The following is a 22,047-nucleotide window of genomic DNA, read 5'->3' on the forward strand; positions in this document are numbered from 1 at the left end:
GGGTTCTAACCCTCTTTACCACTCACGACCCCCATGCAGAACAGGCCATACGCACATAAATCGGACACTAAATCGCCACCAACCGTCCCATGTGGACACTCGGACCGCGACCATCCCGCCGACCAGTCCGAACCCTGCCCCCAAGCAGCAAAGAACGCCTGCTCGACAGGATCGACCAGGCAATATTCGACTTGCCGCCCAATAACCCTCTTTGCCGCTCACGACTCTCGGCGAAATAGTGCTAATCGCCGAAATCGGGCACATCAATCTCGAAAATCGTCCCTTATGGACACTCGAGAGGAGGGTTGCCGAGGTTCGCTGGCGAACCGGCTCGGTCGAAATCACCGACCGGGACGCGATCCCGGTCTTCGGGTACCAGTCCGGCACGCGGTTCTATTACGCCTATCTGTCCGGACGGGCGTCTCGGGCCGGAACGCCCTGCAGGTCAGAAACCGAGCCCCAACCCCCGGTTCGCCCGAGCCTGGCGCCGGCCGGGCCCGGCGGCAAGAGGTTTCATCCGAATTTCATGAACGCCGCCTAGCTTCGGCGGAGTGAGACCTCTGACTCCGCGCGTCCGGGCGGGCGCGCTCCTGATCGGCCTCGGCACGATGCTCTCGGCATGCCGAGGCGGGCTTCCGGCTCTGTCTGCCGACTCTCCTCTCACGACGTCGACAACGACCTCGGACTCCGCTCCCCCGGTCCAGACCCACACCCTGACCGTGACACCTCCGGCGCCGGCCTCGACGTCCGCGCGAAGCCTCGAACCCGCCGCGATCGACCGGGTCTTCCAGGTCTACATGAACGGGCTCGCCAATCACGACATGACCGCGCTGCGCAGCGGGACGTGCCCGCGCTTGCGGGAGACCCTGCTCGGGTTCGAACTCCACGGGCATTACGTCGAGCGCTGGCAGATGCTGCCGTACTCCGTCCCGCCCGGGTACGAGTTCGTCACCGTGCAGGCCACGGTCACCCAGCGCAACGCGCGGACCGGGAAGCTCGCGGGCGACGTCGTCTATTCCTGGTATGTCGAGCGGAACGAGGACACGAACTACTACGTTTGCGGCTGGCTCGACTACAAGTGACTCCAGGAGGCCACCGGTGGAATCGGTCGCGCGACTCGTCAGGGAAGAACGGACGGACTTCGCCGCGTTCCTGCGGACACTGGCCCCGGAGCACTGGGACGCGCGAACGTTGTGTCCGGAGTGGACGGTCCGGGAGGTGGTCTCCCACGTGGTCGACTACGACGCCCTGCGCTTCCGCGGTCTGATCGTCCAGGCTGTCCGCGGCGGGCTGCGGCTGGACCGGATGAACGCGCTCAGTCTCGCGAAGGCACCCGAGCGGACTCCGGACGAGCTGATCGCGAGGATCGAGGGCAACCTCGATCCTCGTGGCCTGACGGCCGTGTTCGGCGGACGGGTAGGGCTGCTCGACAGCCTCGTCCATCAGCAGGACATCCGCCGACCACTGGGACTTCCCCGCGAGGTGCCGCCGGAGCGGCTGCGTCACGCCTTGGCCTTCGCACGCCACGCCCGGGTGATCGGGGCGGAAAAGCGTGCCCGCGGGCTACTGGTCGTCGCGACGGATCTCGACTGGTCGGCCGGATCCGGACCGGAAGTCCGCGGCCCGGGCGAGGCGCTCCTGATGGCGATCGCCGGACGCGCCGTGGCATTGGACGAACTTTCGGGACCCGGCGCGGCGATCCTCGCGTCCAGGCTGGACGACTGATCCCGGGTCAGCCCGGAAAAGCCTTCGCCAGCACAGCGAAAGCCGAGTCCAGCCGCTGACGATGGCCCGCGACGAGATCCGCGAGTTCCTCTCCGGCGAGACCACGCCGGACCGTCGCCACGGCGACAGTGCGGTACGCGGCGACGACGAGGGCGGCGACCAGCTCGCCGTCACCCGAGAACCGGGCGTCGCCGTCGAGTTCGCCCGCCAGCTCCGCGTCGATCTCGTGCTCGAATTCGCGAAGCCGCGAGACGAGCGCGCGAGACCCGGCGATCGTGCGGATGAACGGCAGGGCCCCCTCGGTCAATCCGGACAGCGGATGCCGCTCCTCCACCAGCCCGACGGCCATGGTGCGCAGCGCCTCGACGGCACCGACATCGTCCGCCCGCTCACGGATCGCCGCCCGCACCATGCCGACGGCGTCCGGAAGCCGGTCGAGCGCGATGTCCTCCTTGCGATCGAAGTGCGAGAACACGGTCACCTTCGAAACGCCGGCCGCGGCGGCCACCTCGGCGACGGTGACGTCGTCGAAACCGCGCTCCACGAACATCTTCGTCGCGACCGTGGCGATATGCGCCCGCGTCTTCGCGCCGCCTCGGTCTCCTCGCTTCGCCATGTGACAACCTTACCTTTACTCGTTAAGCTTACCAAGTAAACTTACCGAGTAAGCTTTGGAGTTGTCATGACGAGTGCCGATGTGATCGTGGTCGGAGCGGGGCCCACCGGCCTCCTCGCCGCCGGCGAGCTTGCCTTGCGAGGAGTGCGGGTGACCGTGCTGGAGCGGCTCGCGGAGCCGGATCCGACGATCAAGTCCGGTTCCCTCAACGTCGCCAGCGCCGAGATCCTGGACCGGCGCGGCCTGCTGCCCGCCGCGGAAGAGGTTCAACGCCGTCGTTTGGCCGAGGCCAACGCCTTCACCGCCGGCCGGTCGAACCGGACGGTGCGCGAACTGACGGCCGCGGCGGGCCGGAAGTCACGCCGGTTCGCGGTCATCGGGCATTTCGCGGGGCTCATGTTCCGGCAGGACATGGTCGACCAGTCCGATCCGGCGCTGGCCGCGCACGCGGCGGTGGCGAACGGGATCCTGGTGCCGCAGCACGACCTCGAACTGTTGCTCGGCGAACACTGCGCCCGGCTGGGCGTCGAGATCCGCCGCGGCGTGGAGGTCACGGATCTGCGCAGCACCGGCGAGGGCCTCGACGACGATGCCGACGTGGTCGTCGAGACCAGCGCGGGCGACTTCACCGCGGGATGGGTCGTCGCGGCCGACGGCGGGCGAAGCGTCGTCCGCAAGCGGCTCGGCGTCGAGTTCGAGGGCACGGATCCGGAAATGGTGGGCTACCAGGCCATCGCGGAAATCGACGACCCGAGCGAACTGCGGCGCGGGTGGAATTGGACGCCGCGCGGCATCTACACCTACGGCCCCGTGCCGGGCCGCATCCTCGTCGCCCGGTTCGCGCCGCAGCCAGCGGACAAGAACGCTCCCGTGACCGTCGAAGAACTCCAGAGCGCGGTCCGCGACGTCACCGGCGTCCCGGTGACGATCACCGCGCTACGAGGGCGGGCGACCCGATGGTCGGACAACGCGCGCCAGGCCCGGAACTACCGTCACGGCAGGGTTTTCCTGGCAGGCGACGCCGCTCACGTGCACTCACCGTTCAGCGCCCAAGGGCTCAACCTCGGCCTCGGCGACGCCGTCAACCTCGGCTGGAAACTCGCCGCGACCATCAACGGCCAAGCCCCCACCGGACTGCTCGACACCTATCAGACCGAACGGCATCCGATCGGGGCGTGGGTCCTCGACTGGACGCGCGCCCAGGTGGCGCTCATGCGGGGCGACGAACGGACCGCCCGGTTGCGGAAGGTCGTGGGCGACGAACTGTTCGCCGTGCCCGGCACGACCAATCACGTGATCGCGCTCTCGTCCGGGATCATGCAGCGCTACGACGTCGCCGAGGACGCCACCGCTCCGGTCGGCTCGATCGCCGGAGACGTCGAACTCGCGTCCGGCTCACGACTCGCCGACCACGCTCACGACGGCCGCTTCGTGCTCGTCGACCGGTCACCCGACGGCCGGTACGCCGACGCTGTCCGCGGGTTGGCGGACAGCGTCGCGTACACGGCCGACCCGATCTCCGACGCCTACCAGCCGAGCCTGCTCGTGCGCCCGGACGGGATCATCGCCTGGGCGGACGTCTCCGAGGACTCCGGAAACGACACAGTCGACGTGCGGAAGCTGCTCGACATCGCCATCGGACGCTGGGTCGGCGCCTGAATCTCTCAGAGGGCGGTGGAGCGGCTCACGGACTCCCAAGCGGCCAGCTCCGCCGCCCGGGCCTCCTGCGAGGCCCGGAGACCGTCGACGGCGTCATCGCCGAGGGCGAGCCGAAGCGGCGGGTTGTCGCTGTCGAGCACCTTCAAGATCGCGGCAGCGGCCTTCGCCGGGTCGCCGGGCTGGGAACCGTCCATCCCTTCGACGAAATCCCGGATGGTGCCCGTGGATTCGCGATAGGCGTCGATCACCCGCGAGCGCTGCAACCGGCTGCCGCCGAACCCGGTCCGGAAAGCGCCGGGCTCCACGATCAGCACCTTCACACCGAAAGGCGCGACCTCGGCGGCGAGGGCTTCCGACATCGCTTCCAGGGCGAACTTCGCCGAACAGTAAGCCCCGAATCCGGGTGGGCTCTGCTGTCCGCCCATCGAACTCATCTGCACGATCGCCCCGCTTCCCTGCTCCCGGAGATGCGGCAGGACGGCCTTCGTCACCTCGACGGCACCGAAGAACATCACGTCCATCAGCTTCCGCAGGTCGGGCATGGTCAGTTCCTCGACGGCGCCGACCGAGCCATGGCCGGCGTTGTTGACCACGACGTCGATCCGGCCGAACTCGGCGAGGGTGGCCTGGACGGCGGCCTCGACCTGAGCGGGGTCGGTGACGTCGAGCGCCGCGGCGCGCACCCGGCCCTGGCCGAGCTCGACCAGTTCGGCCAGGGTTTCCGGACGGCGCGCCGTGGCCATCACGCGGTCACCGGCGTCGAGCGCGGCCAGGACGAGGTGCCTGCCGAACCCGGACGAGCAGCCGGTGATCAGCCAGACGCGGCCCTCGGTTTCCTTCGTCATTCCTGTTCCCTCCAGTGAAGTTCCTGCGACCCATCCTGCGGAGATCTCGCTTTGCCCGCCAACACCGGCTTCCTGGTGCGGCTACAGTCAGAGCCTGTGACCCCCGAGCTGCGGCAGCTGCGCTACTTCGTCGCCGTCGCCGAAGACGCGAGCTTCACCAAGGCCGCGCGCCGCCTGCACATCGCGCAGCAGTCGCTTTCCCAGCAGATCACCGTCCTGGAACGGCTTCTCGGCGCGAGCCTGCTAAGGCGCGACAGCCGGGGGACACGGCTCACCGAAATCGGATCGCTGTTCCTGCCGGAAGCCCGCGCGGTGCTCGCGCGCAACGAGGAAGCACTTTCGGTGCTGAACAGGGCGGTGCGCGGCGAGATCGGCACGCTCCACCTCGGTTTCCTCACCACCACGGCCAACTACCTGCTCCCACCGGTGGTGCGCGCGGTCCGCGACCGTCTCCCCGATCTCACCCTCACCACGGACGACACCCAGATCGCGCCGCTCGTCGACGGGCTCACCGACGGGCGCTACGACCTGATCTTCACACGGCCACCCCTGGTCGACGGCCTCGAGACCCGCACGTTGATCACCGAGGAGGTCTGCGCGGTCCTCCCGGAGGGACATCGGCTCGCCACCAGAGCCGAATTGAAGCTCGCGGACCTGGCCGACGAGCCTTGGGTGCTCACGCCACGGAGTTCGTGGGAGCCCTGGCATCGCCGCTACGACGGCGAATTCGAGGTGGCCGGGTTCACGCCACGCGTCGTCCAGCGGGCGACGACCGTGCAAGGTCTGCTCGGCCTGGTCGCCGCCGGGATCGGCGTCACGAGACTGGCCCGCTCTTCGCACAGCCTGCGGCGAAGCGGTGTGGTGTTCGTGCCGCTGGCGGGTGACACGGCCCGCACCGTGGTCGCCTGGGCACCGGGGAACGACAAGCCCGCGCTGCCCGGCGTCCTCGACATCGTGTCCGAGCTGGCGGCCGGAACGGACCTGACTGAGGCGGGCTGAACCGGCATCGCCACCGTCACACCACCATGATCACCCGGACGGGCATCGGCTTCCGTAGAATCCGGTGACGATGCGACGTTTCCGGTGGTGGTGGGGTGCTCTCGCGCTCACGTTCGTGGTGGTTCTCGTCGGGTTCATTGCCTTTACCGGGTCGGAAAGCCGCCCAGGGCAGCCGTCCCCGCGCCAAGGCCCGCCGGGAACGGGGCCGTTGACGGTCGTCTCCATCGGCGACAGCACGGTTTCCGGTGAGGGCGCGGGCAACTACCTGCCCACGACCAACGGGCAGGGCGGCAACTGGTGTCACCGCTCCCCCAACGCCTTCGTCGAGCAGGTCAAGATCCCGGACGTCACCGCGCGGGTGAACCTCGCGTGCTCGGGGGCGCCGTCGGAGCAGATCGCCCTCGGCGAGGCGAAGCAGTGGACCGAGCCTTCGCAGGCCCAGCAGCTGGCGAACCTGATCAAGGACCACCGGATCGCCGCGGTGGTGATCGCGATCGGCGCGAACGACGAGCCGAAGTTCTCCGCTCAGGTCAGCGAGTGCTTCAAGGCGTGGTTCTCCCCGCAGAACCCGCCCTGCAGCACGGAACTCCGCAAGACCTGGAAGTCCAAAGTGGACGCCATGGTGCCGAAGGTGACCAACGCCGTCGCCGACGTCAAGAAGGTGCTGGCGCAGGCCGGTTACGTTCCGGCGGACTACCAGCTCGTGCTGATGTCGTACGCCTCGCCTGTCGGGCCCCAGATCCCGGAAGCGCTGCGCAGTCTCAACGGCTGCCCGTTCCGCACCGAGGATCTGGAGTGGATGCGCCGCGACGGCGTCTCCGTCCTGTCGGACGGGATCAAGCAGGCGTCGAGGGCGACCAGCGCGCGGTTCCTCGACCTCTCACGGGCGGGCGCCGGCCGTGAGGCGTGCAGCAGCGACCCGGCGAACGAGTGGTTCAGCAGGCTGACACTGCAACTGAGCGACCTCGGCCAGGTGGACCGCGCGAGCCACGCGCTGCAGGAGTCGTTCCATCCCAACGCGAACGGCCACGCGCAGATCGCGAACTGCCTCAACGAGTTCCTCGCCGCGCGCGGCGGTAATGCGTCGTGCCTCTCTGGGGCCGACGGCAAACTGCACGCCGCGCCCGAGGTCGTCGCCCGCTAGAACCGCTGGAGACCCTAGAGATCCAGCGCGGCGCGCAACGCGATGTCGATGCGCTCCTGGACCTCTTGGTCGATCTCGGCGATCTTCTCGTCGAACCACGGCCGGTACAGGCGCGTGAGATTCAGCGTGGACACCCAGTACCGCGCGTCGACGGCGACGCCGAGGATGTCCTGCGGATCACGGTCCAGCAGTTCGGTGCCGAGCAGCCATGGCCGCTCGGATTCGTTCACCCCGTCCGAGGACAGCAGGACGACGGTGCGCTGCCGTGCCGGTTCGGTCGGGGGGTGGTACGTCCAGACTTCACCCCTGTGCACGCAGATCCTTCTCCGCGGCGGTCAGCTCGGCCTCGTCCGATTCGGCGGACGGTGCGACCGGAGCGCGCTGCGGGGTGTATCCGGTGCGGACGGCTTCCCGGCGGGCCGCCTTGGACAACCACGACGAGACCGAGATCCCGTGTGCCTTGGCGGCCCGCTCGGCGAACTCGAGCGCACCACTGTCGAGTGAGAGAGTGACCTTACGTGTTGCCATACCTTTTATCGTACCAGCGCCGCGCAAGCCCACCCGTTTTCCGTTTCAGAGTGTGGGCGAGCGCCCCTCGAACGGCGTCGACAGCACCACCGTGGTCCGGGTCGAGACCTTGGCGGACTCGCGGATGCGGCGGAGCAGGTCCTCCAGGCCGAGCGGCGAGGCCACCCGGACCAGGAGGATGTACGACTCGTCCCCGGCGACCGAGTAGCAGGACTCGATCTCCTTGATGTGCTCGAGCCGCTGGGGATAGTCGTCCGGAGCGGCAGGGTCGTTCGGCGTCAGCGAGATCAGCGCCGTGAGCGGGAGGCCGATCTGCTCGCCGTCGAGCCGCGCGGTGTACCCGAGGATCACCCCGCGCTGCTCCAGCCGACGCACCCGCTGGTGCACTGCCGACACCGAAAGCCCGACGCGTTCGGCCAGATCGGTGAAACTGCGCCGTCCGTCCGCGGCCAGCTCCTGCACGATGGCCTGATCCAGCGGCTCCAGGGAAGCCGTCATGCGTCGAGCACGATCAGGTCGTGCGGACGCTGGTTGACCGACTCGACGCCGTCCTCGGTGACCACGACGATGTCCTCGATGCGGGCGCCCCAGCGACCCGGCTGGTAGATGCCAGGCTCGACGCTGAAGGCCATGCCCGGCTCCAGCGGGAGCGCGTTGCCCTTGATGATGTACGGCTCTTCGTGCACGTCCAGGCCGATGCCGTGGCCGGTGCGGTGGATGAAGAACTCGCCGTAACCCGCCTCGGCGATGATGTCGCGCGCGGCGGCGTCGATCGACTCGGCGGTGGCACCGGGACGCACGGCCTCCACGGCGGCACGCTGGGCGCGCTGCAGGACGGCGTAGGTCTCGGCGACGTCGGCGTCCCGCGGCTCGCCGACCGCGTAGGTGCGGGTGGAGTCGGAGTTGTAGCCCTCGGCGATCGGGCCGCCGATGTCGACCACGACGACGTCGCCGCGCTCGATGACGCGCTCGGAGACGTCGTGGTGCGGGCTGGCGCCGTTGGGGCCCGAGCCGACGATCACGAAGTCGGCGTGGGTGTGGCCCTCTTCGACGATCGCGGCGGTGATGTCCGCGCCGACCTCGGCCTCGGTGCGGCCGGGGCGCAGCCATTCGTGCACGCGGGCGTGGACGCGGTCGATGGCCGCACCCGCGTCGCGCAGCGCCTGGATCTCGGCGGCGTCCTTGCGCATCCGCAGTTCGCGCACGATCGGCCCGGCCAGCGTCTGCTCGGCGTCGCCGAGCGCGCCGCGGAAGGCGAGGACGTGCAGGGCCGGAGTGAAGTCGCTGACCGCGACCCGGCCCGGCTTGCCCAGCCTGTCGGCGACCAGTTCGTAGGCGTTGTCCCCGTCGACCCAGGTGACGATCTCGATGCCGAGTTCGTCGGCCGGGACGTCGGCGTAGCCGGGGGCCTCCAGCTTCGGCAGCACCAGCGCCGGGACACCGTCGGCCGGGATCACCAGCGTGGTCAGCCGTTCGAAGGAACCCCCGGCCTGGCCGATGAGGTAGCGCAGGTCCGAGCCGGGAGCGATCAGCAGGGCGTCGGTGCCGGCGGCGGCCGCGGCGGCGCGGGCCCTGTCGAGGCGGGCGCGGAGGCCGGCGGCGTCGGGGGCTGGGTTGTGAAGGGAACGGCGCGACATGATGGCGAGCCTAGTCGGTCCGTGCCCCTTCGTTCACCAGCCGGTCACCCCCGATCGGGGCGGGATCGTCGAGCCCGCCCCAGACCCGGAAGATCGCCGGGAAGACGCCCGCGATCAGATACAGACCGCCGAACACGGCGAGCGCGCCGACAAGGCCCACGCCGTCCAGCAGCAGCCCCGCCGCCATCGAGCCGAGCGGCATCGCCGCGAGCACCCCGCCCACGAGGAGGCTGAGCACCCGGCCGCGGACCGCTTCCGGGACGCGTTCGTAGACCGCCGGGAGCACGATCGGGTTGAGCGCGCCCGCCCCGATCCCGGCGACCACGAGTCCGGCGAGCAGGACGGCGGGCGCCGGTTCCAGCGCGAGCAAGGCGAAACGCGGCGCGCCCTCGATGCCGACGGCGACGAGGAGCGCCGTCCTCCGGGAGAACCGATGGCCCACCCAGCCGTAGATCGCCGAACCGAGCAGCGCGCCCGCCGCGACCGCGGTGATCATCGCGCCGATGAGCGCCGTGCTGTGCAGGACCTGATCGCCGTACGCCGGGTACAGGACACCGAGCAGGCCGAAGTCGAGGCTGTTGGTGAGCATCAGCATGCCCACCATCGCGCGCAGCAGACTGTCGCGCTTGATGTACCCGAGCCCTTCGCGCAGTTCCTTGAGGTAGCCGCCAGACGACGGCCTCGGCGGACCGGCCGCGGACGGGATCAGCGTGAACACCAGCACGGCGGACAGCAGCAACGCGCCGGCGTCGACGTAGAGCACCTGCATCGGTCCGATCAGCGCGATGAGCGCGCCCGCGGCGGGTCCGCCGACCATCCGGCCCGTCCTCATCGCCGCTTCGACGGCACTGGCCGCCCGGCTCACGCGAACCCCGCCGAGTTCGGCGACTCCCGGGAGCAATACCTGCTTCGCGGTGTCGGCTGGACCGCGGGACACGCCCATCACGAACGACAGCGCGATCAGTCCGGGCAGGCTGAGCCCCGTCGTGTTCATCGCGAGCGGGATCAGCAGGACCGTGACGGTGGTCAGCAGGTCCGCGCCGACGCTGGCCCGGCGGGTACCGACGCGGTCCACGATCGGCCCGCCCAGCAAGGCGGCGACCATCAGGCCGAGCACTTCGGCCGCCGTCACGAGGCCGGTCTTCGTCCCGCTGCCGGTGCTCTGCAGGACGAACCAGGGAATCGCGAGCAGAGTCATCATCACCCCGGCCGAGGAGATCCCCGAAGCCACGACCAGAGCCCCCAGTGGCATCCGGCTCATGGCGTCTCCGGCCGCGATTTCCTCGGGAAGGCCGCCCAGTGCACCCGGACGGAGGTATCGCCTTCCTCGACCGGACGGCGATAGCGCTTGATCACTTCGAGGATCTCGTCACTCAGCGCGGCGGCCTCATCCGGTGTCAGCGACAGGGGCGAGTCGTGGAACGAGACTTTGTCGATCCACTCGTCCGACCACTCGCTCATCTCGGCGACGAACTGCGCCTCGGCCGCGTAGCGCTGCTCGACCATCGTGTGGGCGTACGTCCTGAACGGCCCCGCGAGATCGGGATCCCGGATGAAGTCCTGGCCCTGGAGCTGGTCCCCGTCGTGCACGGCCTTCCACCACCGGTCCCGCCGGTTGCCGCGCTCGGAGTCTTCGATGACCAGGCCGTACTCGGCCAGCTGGCGCAGATGCCAGCTGGTGGTCCCGGAGCTCTCCCCCAGCCGCTTCCCCAGTCCGGACGCCGTCGCCGGGCCGTCCTCCCGCAGCAGTTCAAGGATCCTGACCCGCAGTGGATGCGACAAGGCCCGCAAAAGGCGTCCGTCGATCCGCGCGAGATACCTCTCGCTCTTCCCCATGGCACCGATCCTACATTGCAAAGAGTTCTCTGCAATCGATCCGAGTCAAAGAAACGATTCTGGAGTTTGACCTCTACTTAAGTTCAGGTTCTACGGTCTGTGCCATGACAACCGACACGCCTTACCAGCTTGCCGTCGTGATCAGCAGCGTCCGCGAGGGCCGCTTCGCCCCCGTCGTCGCGAACTGGTTCCTCGAACGTGCGAAACAGCGCGAAGACGTCACCCTGTCCGTCATCGACCTCGCCGAAGCCCCCGACAGCCTCTCCCCCGGCGTCTCCGCCGCGGACGCCGTCGTCGTGATCGTCCCCGAGTACAACCACAGCTACCCCGGCCCGCTCAAGACCGCGCTCGACGCCACCGGCCCCGAGTGGCACGGCAAGCCGGTCGCTTTCGTTTCCTACGGCGGGATCTCCGGCGGCCTGCGCGCGGTCGAGCACCTGCGCCCGGTCTTCGCCGAACTCCACGCCGCGACGATCCGCGAAACCGTGAGTTTCCCCTACGCCTGGAACCACTTCGGCCCCGGCGGCGAGCACGACGACACCGAAGGCGCGACCGTCGCGGCCACCACTCTGCTGAACCAGTTGGCCTGGTGGGCCAACGCCCTGCGCGACGCACGACGGGTGCGGCCCTACGCCGCCTGACCCGATGTTCGTGGAGGACCCGGCTGGGGGTCGGGTCCTTCACGGACATTCGGGCCGGGACATGGCAGGCTGTCCGCGTGACCGGACCACTCGCTCTCCTCGATTCCGCGAGCCTCTACTTCCGCTCGTTCTACGCACTGCCCGAGTCGATGACCGCCCCGGACGGGACGCCGGTCAACGCCGTACGCGGGTTCACCGACACCGTCGCGCGGATCCTCGTCGACCGCCGGCCTTCCCGGCTCGTGGCTTGCCTGGACGCGGACTGGCGGCCGAAGTTCCGCACCGACCTGTTGCCCAGCTACAAGGCGCACCGGGTGGCCGAAGAGGTCCCCGAGGGTGGCGACGTCGAAGAGGTGCCGGACACCCTGACCCCGCAGGTGCCGATCATCCTCGAACTGCTGGAGGCCTTCGGGCTCGCGACGGCCGAAGCGGCCGGGTACGAGGCCGACGACGTCATCGGCGCGCTCGCGATCCGCGAAGAGAAGTCACCGGTCGAGGTCATCACCGGTGACCGCGACCTGTTCCAGCTCGTCCGCCACGAGCCGACGCCGACGGTGGTCATCTACGTCGGCAAGGGCTGGAACAAGGCCGAGATCCTCGGCCCGGACGAGCTCGCCGAAAAGTACGGGATCCCGGCCGGGAACGCAGGTCCCGGCTATGCCGACATGGCCGCGCTGCGCGGAGACCCGTCGGACGGGCTGCCCGGCGTCGCCGGGATCGGCGAGAAGACCGCGGCGAAGCTGATCACGCAGTTCGGCTCGCTTCAAGAGCTGATCGAGGCGTCCAACGCGGGCGATTCGCGGGTGCCGCTCAAGACCCGCCTGCGGCTGACCGACGCCGCCGACTACCTCGCGGTCGCGCCGACCGTCGTGCGGGTGGCGGCCGACGCTCCGGTCGAGCAGTCCCGCCCGGACACCGTCCCGTCCGAACCCGCCGACCCGGACAAGGTCGCGGAACTGGCGGAGCGCTGGAATCTCGGCCGTTCCGTGGAGCGCCTGCTGGCCGCGCTCCCCAAGTCGTGAGCAACACCGAGGCGGACCCGGCCGAGCTGCTGTGCCGGGACCGGCCCGGCGACGGTGTCACCGTGCTGACCCCGCGCGACGTCCCGCTCGGCGGGCCGCGCGCGATCCGGGTCCGCCGGACACTTCCGCAGCGGCAGCGGTCCTTGATCGGCGCGTGGTGTTTCGCCGACCACTACGGACCGCAGGACGTGTCGGAGTCGGGCGGGATGGACGTCGCCCCGCATCCGCACACCGGGTTGCAGACCGCGAGCTGGCTGTTCAGCGGCGAAATCGAGCACCGCGACAGCATCGGCACCCACGCCGTGGTCCGGCCCGGCGAACTCAACCTGATGACCGCCGGGCACGGCATCGCGCACTCCGAAGTATCCACAGTGTCCACACCGGACACCGCGACGCTGCACGGCGTCCAGCTCTGGATCGCGCTGCCGGACGAACACCGCGACACCGCACGGGACTTCCGGCACTACGCGCCGCCTTTGCTCCGGTTGTCCGGAGCCACGGCGCGGGTGTTCCTCGGCAGCCTCGCGGGGACCACATCACCGGTCCCCGCGTTCACTCCCTTGCTGGGGGCCGAGCTCACCGTCGAGCCCGGGGCGACCTTGGCCCTCGACGTCGACCCCACCTTCGAACACGGTGTCCTCCAGGACGTCGGCTCCGTCACCGTCGCCGGAACCGCGCTGGGCACCGGGGAACTCGCGTACCTCGCGCCCGGCGCCGGACGGCTGGAGCTGACGAACGGCGGCGCCGAACCGGCCCGGGTGCTCCTGCTCGGTGGGACGCCGTTCACCGAAGAACTCGTCATGTGGTGGAACTTCGTGGGCCGCAGCCACGAAGAGATCGCCGAGTATCGGGAGGCGTGGCAAGCCCAGGCGGACCGATTCGGCTCCGTGGAGGGCTATCGGGGCAGCACGACGTGGTTGCCCGCACCGACGTTGCCGCAGGTGCGGATCAAACCGCGTCGCAATCCGTCGTAGTCCCCTGTCCTGATCGCTCGCCTTCTCGACGTTTACCAGCCACCGCCGAACGCCGGTCCGTGAAGGCCTCCTTGCCTACCTTGAAGGTAGCGAAGGAGGCCTTCACGGCCTAGAAGAACGTCCCGCACCACGGGGCACGCGCGGTGTGGAACAGCGTGTCGGCACGATCGACCGCCGACTCGTCCAACACCTCGACCCGGCCTGACAACGCCAAGTCGGCGAAGAGTCCGTGGCCGAGGTACAGCGACGACAAGGTGGCGACGTCCAGTCGCAGATCCGCCCCGGCGGTCGTGCGTTCCACACCGCCGGAGCCGACGACGTAACGGCCGCGGTTGTCGGGTAGCTGCTTGTCGAGCACCTCCAGCACCACGGGTTCGGCGGTGCCGTAGGTGCGCGCCCGCAGCGCGGCGAGCACGTCGACGAGCCGCAGCCACAGGTCGTCCATGACTTCGACGGTGTTCACCGCACGCGGGTCGGTGAGCAGTTCGGCGATCGGCTCGTCCACCGGGCGGGCTCGGCCGGTGACGGCGGAGACCAGGTCGACCGACAGCAGGAACCGCCACAGTCCCGCCCAGGCCCGCGGTGTCGCGGCATCGAGTTCGCGGATGTCCAGGATCGCTCCCCGTTCCGGCGCCTGCCGGTCGCGCGCGTCGATGGTCTGGTAGACGACGTAACCGTCATCGCCGTCCGGTCCACTGTGGACGGCGACGCGATAGCCGTCGTTCCCCGTGACCAGCCGGTCGAAGAAGCCCGGCCACCACTGTGCCGGTCGGGCGAGGAATCCCGGCCGCGTTCCCTCGAAACGGTCGTACAGCGCGGGGACGCGCTCGACGGCCTCGGCAGGGGTGACGAGCCTGACCACGCCGTCCCTGCCGATGCCGTCACGAACCTGGGCGCGAGGGCGTTCGACGGAAACGCCCTTGCAGAAGGTGGCCGCGCCGTAACCGAAGCGGCCGTAGATCACGCCTTCCGACGCGTGCAGCGCGGCCAGCGGGACGCCGCGCGCGGCGAAGTCTTCCAGCTGAACGGCCATCATCGCGGTGAGAATGCCGCGGCGGGTCCAGTCCGCGCGGACGGCGACGCCGTCGACAGCCGCGGTGACAAGCTTCTGTCCACCTGGGACGGTGAGCTCGGTGTCGAAGGAACTGGCGATCCCCACCGGGGTGTCGTGGTCGTCGAACGCGGCGAACTTCCCGGCCGCGGGCCACGTCGGCGCCATCTTGGCCCAGGCCTCGTCCGAGGCAGGCTTGCCGTGCAAGGCCTCCGACAGGAGGTCGAGGCAAGCCCGTTGCTCGCCTTCGGACACGGCGCGTACGTGGAATTCGCTCATGCCAGGAGATCCTGCCGTCCGGCCCCGGCGAACCCAACCGGTTTTCAGGCCGGCGCGCCGACCTCGTACCGGCCGTCTTCACCGGTGACGGTGATCGTGACGGTCTTGCCCTCCCCGCCGACCTGGACGGTGCAGGTGAACGTGCTGCCGTCCTTGACCGTCTGGTTCGCCGGGCAGAGCACGTCGCCGACTTCGCCGAGCTGGTAGGTCTCGGTGAGGATCTTCCGCACGTCCGCTTGCATGGTCCGGGGGTCGAAGACTCTGCCGGGCGCGCTGGAGGGCGAACCGCCGCTGGCCGACGAACTCGACGAGGCGCTCGTCGTCGGTGTGGCCGTGACGGTCTTCGTCGCCGGCGCGGGTGCCGGGGCGTCCGAACACGCCGCCAGCCCCGCGAAAGCGGCACAGCACAGAACGACCGTCGCGACGGCTCGCCTGCTCAAGCTTCTCCACCCCCACACCGAATGTGATCATCCAACGTCAGAAGAAGGTACCGCACCAGGGGTTCACTCGCGTGCCGAACAGCAGGTCCGCTCGCTCCAACGCGGTCTCGCCGGTGGCCCGGACGCGGCCGGCGACCGCGAGCTCCGACGCGCGCCAGGCGCCGAGATACATCATCGACAAGGTGTCGACGTTCATTTCGAGATCCGCCGGGTCGGTGGTGCGTGCCGCGCCGTCCGCGGAAAGCCGGTAGCGGCCGGAGTTGTGCTCCAGGAAGGGATCGGTGACTTCGATGACGACAGGTTCGCCCCGGTAGGTGCGAGCGTCGAGCATCGTGGCGACGTCGACCAGCCGGAGCCAGCCCTCGTCCTGGAGCTTCTCCACGGTCACGTGCCGAGGGTCGGTGAACAGCAACTCCACCGGTTCGTCGAGCGGCCGTTTCTCGGCGGTGATGCGGTCGACAAGGTCCACCGAAAGCAGATACCGCCACAGTCCCGCGAACGCCTCGGAGCCCGAGTAGTGGAAGGACTGGACCTTCAGGAGCGACGGGGCATCGAATCTGGCCCTCTCGACGGTGTAGGTCACATAGCCGTCGACGCCGTCCGGGCCTCGATGCACGGCTGTCGAGACCGGAGTGGTGGCCCGGCGCACCTCCCGCTCGTAACCCGGCCACAGATGCGGGCTCCGCGCGATCATGCCGGGCCTGGTGCGCGGAAGCGCGTCGAAGAGCGACGGCCACTGCTCGATGGTGCTTTCCAGGCCCAGCACGGAGATCTGCCCGCCCACCGGCACCTCGGGACGGAACCGGGCACGGTGCCTGTCGACCTCGATCGACTTGGCCCGCGCACCGACGCCGTAACCGAACCTGCCGTAGATGGCGCCCTCGGAGGCGTGCAGCATCGCCGCCGGCACGCCGCGAGCGGCGAAATCCTCGAACTGGGCGCGCATCAGGCCGGTCAGCACGCCGCGACGGGTGCGATCGGCGCGGACACCGACCAGGCTGACCGCGGCCAGCGGCGTGGTCGCGCCGCCGGGCAGCGTCATTTCCGAATCGAAGGACCGGGCGGTGCCGATCAGCTCCGGGTCGAACGCGGCGAACCCGCGATCCGGCTGCATCGACGCGGCGATGGCCGACCATTCCTCGTCGGTCATCTCCTTGGCGTGCAAGGCACGCCTGAACACATCGGTCGCGGCCCGTTCCTCGTCGGACCGCAGCAGCCGCACTGAGAAGTCGCTCATGGGACGATCATGCAGGATCGACCGCCCCCGGCGCCCGCCGTTTACTTGGTGACGGCGGGCGGCGAGACCTCGTAGTTGCCGGAGTCACCCTTCACGGTGATCGGCACCTCCTGCGGCTTGCCCTCGATCGTCGCGGTGCAGGTGAACTTCACCCCGTCCTTGACCTCCTGGCCCGAGGGGCAGGTGACCGCGCTGATCTCCTTGATCCCGTAGGTCTCGGTGAGCAGCTTCTGCACGTCGGTCTGCATCTGGGTGTTGTTGAACACCTGGGTGTTGAACCAGCCCGGCGTGACGAATCCGAGGATGCCGACCGCGGCGATGATCACCACGAGCGCGCCGATCCCGATGAACAGGCCCTTCTTGGACTTCGGCTTGTCCTGCGTCTCGCCCTGGGTGCCGGGGAACTGGCCCTGGCCGTAGTCGTACTGGCCCGGCTGCTGCTGCGGCTGCCCGTACTGCGGCTGCTGCTGGGGGCCGCTCTGCGGATAACCCGGCTGCTGCCCGTACTGCGGCTGCTGGCCCCACTGAGGCTGCTGTTGCTGCGTCTGGGAGGGGTCATAGCCAGGCTGCTGCGGATATCCCGGCTGCTGCTGCGACGGGTCGTAAGGTGCGGGCTGCTGGCCCCATTGGGGCTGTTGCTGCTGCGTCTGCGACGGGTCTTGCTGCGGCTGCTGCCCCCATTGCGGTTGCTGCTGCGGGCCGCTCGGCGGTTGAGCGCCGCCCGGCTGTTGCCCGTAGCCCGGCTGCTGCCCCCACTGGGGCTGCTGCTGCGGGTCGTTGCCGCCATACGGCGTGCTCATCGTTCGCCTCCGCCTGTTCCGCGATCGTCACCGGCCCACCGACCTTGGCCGTCGTGGGCGATCCAACCACAGGTCCGGGCCCCTGCCCACTGTTCCCGGGTGGTGTCGGAGCAACTAGCCGCGACCGTGCTCACACCGGTGGCGGCATCCGGTCCGCCAGTCAGCCCAATACCTCGTGGCATCGGCCCGAGGACCTCGCGCTATGAAAGGTCCTTTCCTTGCAAAATTTGCAAGGAAAGGACCTTTCATAGCGCTTGAGTGGAACGAACGCGGATCAGGCGCCGCCCGCCGCCACGACTCCCCGGCGCAGGGCCTTGACCGCGTCCGAGGCCGCCGCGCCGACCGGATCCGCCTTCCCGAGGACGTCGCGGATCTGGTCCAGCAGGTCGATGACCTGCCGCGACCAGCGCACGAAGTCACCGGCGGAAAGCTCCTGTCCGTTCGCCTCGGCGGCGGTGAGGACCTTCTCCAGCGACTCGCCGCGCGCCCAGCGGTAGACGGGCCAGGCGAACCCGGCATCGGGCTCACGGGTGCGGTCCAGCTTGTGCCGCCGCTCGTCTTCGGTGAGCTCCATCCACAGGCGCCCGGTCGCCTGCCAGGCGTCGAGCACCTTCCCCGCGGGCAGACGAGGCTCTCCCGCGGTGTCGCGGCGGGCCTCGAAGACCAGCGTCGAGACGACGGCCGCGAGTTCGGCGGGCGCCAGGCCCTTCCAGACGCCGTGCCGGATGCATTCGGCGGCGAGCAGGTCGGACTCGCTGTAGAGGCGGGTCAGCCGCTTGCCGTGTTCGGTGACGCGGTCCTCGCCGTCACCCTTGGATTCCGGGCCGAGGTAGCCGCGCTCGCCGAGCAGCCGCAGGATCCGGTCGAAGGCGCGGGCGAGCGAGTGCGTCGTCGCGGCGACCTTGCGTTCCAGCTGCTCTGTCTCCGCCGAGAGCCGCTGATACCGCTCGACCCAGCGCAGATTCGCCTCGCGTTCGGCCAGACCGTGGCACGGATGCGACCGCAGCGCCCGTCGCAGCGCGGCCAGCTCACCGTCCTCATTGGCCCCGGCGCGGCGCTTCTGCCTGCCGGGCAGGGAGATCCCCGCGTTGCGAAGACTCGACGCGATGTCGCGACGGGTCTTCGGTGAACGCAGCTCGATGTGTTTCGGCAGCTTGATGTTCCCCAGCGCCTCCACCGGCGAAGGGAAGTCGGACACCGAGAGCGGTCCGGACCAGCGGTCCTCGGTGACCACGACGGGCCGCGGTTCGCGGATCGGGTCGAGCCCCGGGTCGACGACGACCGCGAGCCCAGCGCGACGGCCGGCGGGCACGGCGATGACGTCGCCCTTGCGGAGCTTCTCCAGCGACTCGGCCGTACCGGCCCGGCGAGCGGAGGTGTTCTGCCGCGAAAGCGCCTTCTCCCTGGCGGAGATCTTCGCCCGCAGCTCGACGTACTCCAGCATCTCCTCGAAGTCGCCGGTGATGGCGGAGGTGTAGCCCCGCAGGGCTTCCTTGTTCCGCTCGATCCGCCGCGCCGTCCCGACCACCGACCGGTCGGCCTGGAACTGCGCGAACGACTGTTCCAGCAGGTCACGAGCGGCTTCGGCGCCGACCTGGGCGACCAGGTTCACCGCCATGTTGTAACCGGGCCGGAAGGACGACCGCAGCGGATACGTCCGGGTCGAGGCGAGGCCGCCGACCTGCTTCGGGTCGATGCCCGGCTGCCAGGCGACGACGGCGTGGCCTTCGACGTCGATCCCTCGCCGGCCCGCGCGCCCGGTGAGCTGGGTGTACTCCCCCGGCGTCAGGTCGACGTGCGCCTCGCCGTTGTACTTCACCAGCCGTTCCAGCACGACGGTGCGCGCGGGCATGTTGATGCCGAGCGCGAGCGTCTCCGTGGCGAAGACGACCTTCACCAGGCCCTGGACGAACAGTTCCTCGACGGTCTCCTTGAACGCCGGGAGCAGCCCGGCGTGGTGCCCGGCGATGCCGCGTTCGAGCGCCTCGCGCCACTCCCAGTAGCCGAGGACGCCGAGGTCGCCTTCGGGCAGGTCCTTGGTGCGCTCGGCGACGATGCGGCGGACCTTCTCGACCTCTTCGGGACCGTTGAGCCGCAGACCGGACCGCACGCACTGACCGACCGCGGCATCGCAACCGGCGCGGGAGAAGATGAACACGATGGCGGGGAGCAGCCCGGCGTTGTCCAGACGCTCCACCGTGTCGGTGCGGGACGGCGGCCGGAACCGCGGCATCCGGGACGGTGCCCCGCGACGCCCCCTCGGCCCGCGCATCCCGGCCGGGGCGAACCCGCGGCCGACCTCCTCGGTACGGCGCAGCAGGCTGGGGTTGATCCGCAGCTCGGTGCCGGGGGCGTGTTCCTCCTGGCCCGCGAACAGGTCCATCAGGCGGTTCCCGACCAGCATGTGCTGCCACAGCGGCACGGGGCGATGCTCGTCGACGACGACGGTGGTGTCGCCGCGGACCTCGACGAGCCATTCGCCGAACTCCTCGGCGTTGCTCACCGTGGCCGACAGGCCGACGACCCGGACGTGCTCGGGCAGGTGGAGGATGACCTCTTCCCAGACCGCGCCGCGGAACCTGTCCGCGAGGTAGTGGACCTCGTCCATCACCACGTACGCGAGCTCGCCGATGGTCGACGACCCGGCGTAGAGCATGTTGCGCAGGACCTCGGTGGTCATCACCACGACCTGCGCGTTGCCGTTGATCGAGGTGTCACCGGTCAGCAGGCCGACGGCGTCGGCGCCGTACCGGCCGACCAGATCCGCGTACTTCTGGTTCGACAACGCCTTGATGGGTGTCGTGTAGAAGCATTTGCGGCCCTCGGCGAGGGCGAGGTGCACCGCGAACTCGCCGACCACGGTCTTCCCGGCGCCGGTGGGCGCGCAGACGAGCACGCCGTGCCCGTCTTCGAGGGCCTCGCAGCCGCGGACCTGGAAGTCGTCGAATTCGAACGACGACTCCGCCGCGAAGCGGGTCAGCTGGGGATACCGAGCGCGGCGCTGGGAGGCCGCGTAGGCCTCGGCCGGGGTCTGGGAAGGGCTATTGACCACTTCGTCAGGGTTCCATACCCCACCGACAGTTCGCACTCGGTGTGACGATCTCGGGAACGTCCGGCACGCCTCTGTCATCCAAGGGACGGATCCGGGATCGAGAGGGGACGCCATGGAGATCGCTTGCCCACGGTGCGCGCAGGTCGACCAGGTGCAAAGCGTGCCGGCCGTGTTCCAGGGCGGGCAGACCACGTACCGGGTGCGAGGGGGCATGACGGCCGTCCCCGCCGGAGACGGCGTGGTCTACACCGCGACCACGCACACCGGCGTGTCGGTCACCGCGACCGCCGCGGCGCTCAACCCGTACCCGGTGCTCCGCGGCGGCGGGTGTTTCCTGGCGCTCGCACTGTTCCTGCTGATCCCGGCGTTCGTGTTCGTCTCGTTCGCCACCGACGTGCTCGCCGAAGACCCCGCGCCGACCGCGGGCGGCCGCGCCGGACAGGCCATCGGAGCCTGGATCTTCCCGTTCGGCGCGTTCGCGCTGGTCGCGCTCTTCGCGGTCCTGTTCGTGCTCCGGCTCAGGCGCAACGCGCGGATCCGGAGGGGCATCCCCGACGCGCTGGCGTACTGGCGGCAGGCGTGGTTCTGCCATCGTTGCGGCGGGGTGTTCTTCCCGCGCGGCGAGCTGATGTCGGCCGCGACGTTCCGCGGACAGGTGTGGCGCGCGGGCGACTACGCCGGGATCAGTCGAGGACGGTGAGCGCGCCGGGGACGCAGGTGATGTCGATCGGCAGTCCGCCCAGCGGCTCGCCATCGGCGTAGACCGGCAGATCGCTGCCCGCCAGGTGAAGCCGGCTGGCCTTCAGGGTCCGGACAGCCGGATGCCCTACGTGCCGTCCTGAGCGGACACCCGGCAGCATGCGCAGCAGGTCGAGCCGGTTCGCGTCGCCCACGACAGTGACCTCGAATCGGCCGTCTTCCGGATCGGCTCCGGGGCAGATCCGCATGCCGCCGCCATAGAAAGGGGTGTTGCCGACGGCGATCATGGTGGCGTCGAGTTCGAGCGTCTCGACGTCGGTGCGGAGAACGACCGGGCGGGGCCGGAACGCGGCGAGTTCGGCCAGGATCGCGAAGTCGTAGCGGCGTGGGCCCCGGGGCCAGGTCAGCCGGTTGGCGCGTTCGGTGACCAGGGCGTCGAAGCCCGAGCACAGCACGGTGGCGAACCATTCGCCACCGGCCCTGCCCAGGTCGATCCGCCGCCGCCGGCCCTCCGCGATCCGCCTCGCGGCGAGATCGACGGCCGCGTGCGGATTCCCGGGGATCCCGAGCGCCCTGGCGAAGTCATTCCCGGTGCCCGCGGGGACGAGCCCGAGCGCGACACCGGATTCGGCGCAGAACTGGACGCCTTGGTGGGCCGCGCCGTCACCGCCGAGGACGACGAGGACGTCCAGGCCCGCCGCGCGCGAATCGGTCATCAGCGCGCGTGATTCCTCGACCGTGTCGGCCACGAGGACGTCGAGCCGGTCCACGACGGGCCGCAGCCGCGCCGCGACCGACTCCATCAGCCGTGCCGCCGCCCCGTCACCCGAGGCGGGGTGGACGGCCAGTGCCGCGTGCATCCC

General features: G+C 69.8%; 23 protein-coding genes. 9 read left to right on the plus strand and 14 right to left on the minus strand.

Going from position 1 to position 22,047, the window contains the following annotated elements:
- Positions 1–551: 551 nt before the first annotated feature.
- Positions 552–1,082, plus strand: coding sequence for a hypothetical protein (locus tag ACFWMR_RS05885; RefSeq protein ID WP_378377346.1), 531 nt, complete (start codon positions 552–554; stop codon positions 1,080–1,082).
- Positions 1,083–1,098: 16 nt separating this feature from the next.
- Positions 1,099–1,725, plus strand: a complete 627-nt coding sequence (locus tag ACFWMR_RS05890) for a maleylpyruvate isomerase family mycothiol-dependent enzyme (protein WP_378377348.1) — start codon at positions 1,099–1,101, stop codon at positions 1,723–1,725.
- A gap of 7 nt (positions 1,726–1,732) precedes the next feature.
- Here the strand turns inward: ACFWMR_RS05890 and ACFWMR_RS05895 are convergent, their stop codons facing one another.
- A complete protein-coding gene (locus ACFWMR_RS05895; protein ID WP_378377350.1) occupies positions 1,733–2,341 on the minus strand; it encodes a TetR/AcrR family transcriptional regulator in 609 nt (202 codons plus the stop codon).
- 66 nt (positions 2,342–2,407) lie between these two features.
- Here ACFWMR_RS05895 and ACFWMR_RS05900 point away from each other — a divergent pair, with 66 nt between their 5' ends.
- Entirely contained in the window at positions 2,408–4,000 is a 1,593-nt protein-coding gene (locus tag ACFWMR_RS05900) for an FAD-dependent oxidoreductase (RefSeq protein WP_378377352.1), read from the plus strand.
- A gap of 5 nt (positions 4,001–4,005) precedes the next feature.
- Here ACFWMR_RS05900 and ACFWMR_RS05905 read toward each other — a convergent pair whose 3' ends face one another.
- Positions 4,006–4,845, minus strand: coding sequence for an oxidoreductase (locus ACFWMR_RS05905; RefSeq protein ID WP_378377354.1), 840 nt, complete (start codon positions 4,843–4,845; stop codon positions 4,006–4,008).
- A 96-nt stretch (positions 4,846–4,941) separates the two neighbouring features.
- Here ACFWMR_RS05905 and ACFWMR_RS05910 point away from each other — a divergent pair, with 96 nt between their 5' ends.
- Both ACFWMR_RS05910 and ACFWMR_RS05915 read left to right on the plus strand, forming a co-directional pair.
- Positions 4,942–5,844 (plus strand): LysR family transcriptional regulator, encoded by a 903-nt coding sequence (locus ACFWMR_RS05910; RefSeq protein ID WP_378377356.1) that lies wholly within the window; start codon positions 4,942–4,944, stop codon positions 5,842–5,844.
- Between the two features lie 70 nt (positions 5,845–5,914).
- The gene (locus ACFWMR_RS05915; RefSeq protein ID WP_093936095.1) at positions 5,915–6,988 is read left to right on the plus strand and encodes a GDSL-type esterase/lipase family protein; all 1,074 of its coding nucleotides are present in this window, start codon (positions 5,915–5,917) and stop codon (positions 6,986–6,988) included.
- A 14-nt stretch (positions 6,989–7,002) separates the two neighbouring features.
- On the opposite strand, the gene ACFWMR_RS05920 is transcribed toward ACFWMR_RS05915, so the two are convergent.
- Genes ACFWMR_RS05920 through ACFWMR_RS05945 form a run of 6 tightly spaced genes read right to left on the minus strand, consistent with a single transcriptional unit; the run spans position 7,003 to position 10,989 of the window.
- Positions 7,003–7,302 carry a hypothetical protein gene (locus tag ACFWMR_RS05920; protein WP_005150941.1) on the minus strand — a complete coding sequence of 100 codons (300 nt, stop codon included), beginning with the start codon at positions 7,300–7,302 and terminating at the stop codon, positions 7,003–7,005.
- Positions 7,289–7,516: a hypothetical protein gene (locus ACFWMR_RS05925; RefSeq protein ID WP_076166772.1), complete on the minus strand. Its 228-nt coding sequence runs from the start codon at positions 7,514–7,516 to the stop codon at positions 7,289–7,291. Before ACFWMR_RS05925 ends, ACFWMR_RS05920 begins: the two co-directional genes overlap by 14 nt.
- 45 nt (positions 7,517–7,561) lie before the next feature.
- Positions 7,562–8,014, minus strand: a complete 453-nt coding sequence (locus ACFWMR_RS05930) for an Lrp/AsnC family transcriptional regulator (RefSeq protein ID WP_093936066.1) — start codon at positions 8,012–8,014, stop codon at positions 7,562–7,564.
- Positions 8,011–9,153 (minus strand): M24 family metallopeptidase, encoded by a 1,143-nt coding sequence (locus ACFWMR_RS05935; protein ID WP_093936067.1) that lies wholly within the window; start codon positions 9,151–9,153, stop codon positions 8,011–8,013. The genes ACFWMR_RS05930 and ACFWMR_RS05935 overlap by 4 nt, the downstream gene beginning before the upstream one ends.
- A 10-nt stretch (positions 9,154–9,163) precedes the next feature.
- Positions 9,164–10,414 carry an MFS transporter gene (locus tag ACFWMR_RS05940; protein ID WP_378377357.1) on the minus strand — a complete coding sequence of 417 codons (1,251 nt, stop codon included), beginning with the start codon at positions 10,412–10,414 and terminating at the stop codon, positions 9,164–9,166.
- Complete coding sequence (locus tag ACFWMR_RS05945; RefSeq protein WP_378377359.1) at positions 10,411–10,989, minus strand: ArsR/SmtB family transcription factor; 579 nt, start codon at positions 10,987–10,989, stop codon at positions 10,411–10,413. The genes ACFWMR_RS05940 and ACFWMR_RS05945 overlap by 4 nt, the downstream gene beginning before the upstream one ends.
- Before the next feature lie 104 nt (positions 10,990–11,093).
- Here ACFWMR_RS05945 and ACFWMR_RS05950 point away from each other — a divergent pair, with 104 nt between their 5' ends.
- The 3 genes from ACFWMR_RS05950 (at position 11,094) to ACFWMR_RS05960 (ending at position 13,626) form a co-directional block, all read left to right on the plus strand.
- On the plus strand, positions 11,094–11,630 hold the full coding sequence (locus ACFWMR_RS05950; RefSeq protein WP_378275148.1) for an NADPH-dependent FMN reductase: 537 nt from the start codon (positions 11,094–11,096) through the stop codon (positions 11,628–11,630).
- A gap of 77 nt (positions 11,631–11,707) precedes the next feature.
- Complete coding sequence (locus tag ACFWMR_RS05955; protein WP_093936071.1) at positions 11,708–12,652, plus strand: 5'-3' exonuclease; 945 nt, start codon at positions 11,708–11,710, stop codon at positions 12,650–12,652.
- The gene (locus tag ACFWMR_RS05960; RefSeq protein ID WP_378377361.1) at positions 12,649–13,626 is read left to right on the plus strand and encodes a pirin family protein; all 978 of its coding nucleotides are present in this window, start codon (positions 12,649–12,651) and stop codon (positions 13,624–13,626) included. The genes ACFWMR_RS05955 and ACFWMR_RS05960 overlap by 4 nt, the downstream gene beginning before the upstream one ends.
- A gap of 109 nt (positions 13,627–13,735) precedes the next feature.
- On the opposite strand, the gene ACFWMR_RS05965 is transcribed toward ACFWMR_RS05960, so the two are convergent.
- The 5 genes from ACFWMR_RS05965 to ACFWMR_RS05985 form a co-directional block, all read right to left on the minus strand.
- Positions 13,736–14,956: a GNAT family N-acetyltransferase gene (locus ACFWMR_RS05965; RefSeq protein WP_378377363.1), complete on the minus strand. Its 1,221-nt coding sequence runs from the start codon at positions 14,954–14,956 to the stop codon at positions 13,736–13,738.
- A 44-nt stretch (positions 14,957–15,000) separates the two neighbouring features.
- The gene (locus ACFWMR_RS05970; protein ID WP_093936074.1) at positions 15,001–15,396 is read right to left on the minus strand and encodes a DUF4333 domain-containing protein; all 396 of its coding nucleotides are present in this window, start codon (positions 15,394–15,396) and stop codon (positions 15,001–15,003) included.
- 37 nt (positions 15,397–15,433) lie between these two features.
- Complete coding sequence (locus ACFWMR_RS05975) at positions 15,434–16,633, minus strand: GNAT family N-acetyltransferase (protein WP_378377366.1); 1,200 nt, start codon at positions 16,631–16,633, stop codon at positions 15,434–15,436.
- 41 nt (positions 16,634–16,674) lie between these two features.
- Positions 16,675–17,433 (minus strand): DUF4333 domain-containing protein, encoded by a 759-nt coding sequence (locus ACFWMR_RS05980; protein ID WP_378377368.1) that lies wholly within the window; start codon positions 17,431–17,433, stop codon positions 16,675–16,677.
- A 274-nt stretch (positions 17,434–17,707) separates the two neighbouring features.
- Positions 17,708–20,485 (minus strand): DEAD/DEAH box helicase, encoded by a 2,778-nt coding sequence (locus ACFWMR_RS05985; RefSeq protein ID WP_093936077.1) that lies wholly within the window; start codon positions 20,483–20,485, stop codon positions 17,708–17,710.
- Positions 20,486–20,645: 160 nt separating this feature from the next.
- On the opposite strand from ACFWMR_RS05985, the gene ACFWMR_RS05990 reads away from it, so the two are divergent.
- The gene (locus ACFWMR_RS05990; protein WP_378275154.1) at positions 20,646–21,185 is read left to right on the plus strand and encodes a hypothetical protein; all 540 of its coding nucleotides are present in this window, start codon (positions 20,646–20,648) and stop codon (positions 21,183–21,185) included.
- Here ACFWMR_RS05990 and ACFWMR_RS05995 read toward each other — a convergent pair.
- Positions 21,169–22,044, minus strand: coding sequence for a diacylglycerol/lipid kinase family protein (locus ACFWMR_RS05995; RefSeq protein WP_378377370.1), 876 nt, complete (start codon positions 22,042–22,044; stop codon positions 21,169–21,171). The two genes, ACFWMR_RS05990 and ACFWMR_RS05995, sit on opposite strands and share 17 nt — an antisense overlap.
- Between the last annotated feature and the right edge of the window lie 3 nt (positions 22,045–22,047).

This window comes from Amycolatopsis thailandensis (genome assembly GCF_042723255.1).
Taxonomy (GTDB): Bacteria; Actinomycetota; Actinomycetes; order Mycobacteriales; family Pseudonocardiaceae; genus Amycolatopsis; species Amycolatopsis thailandensis.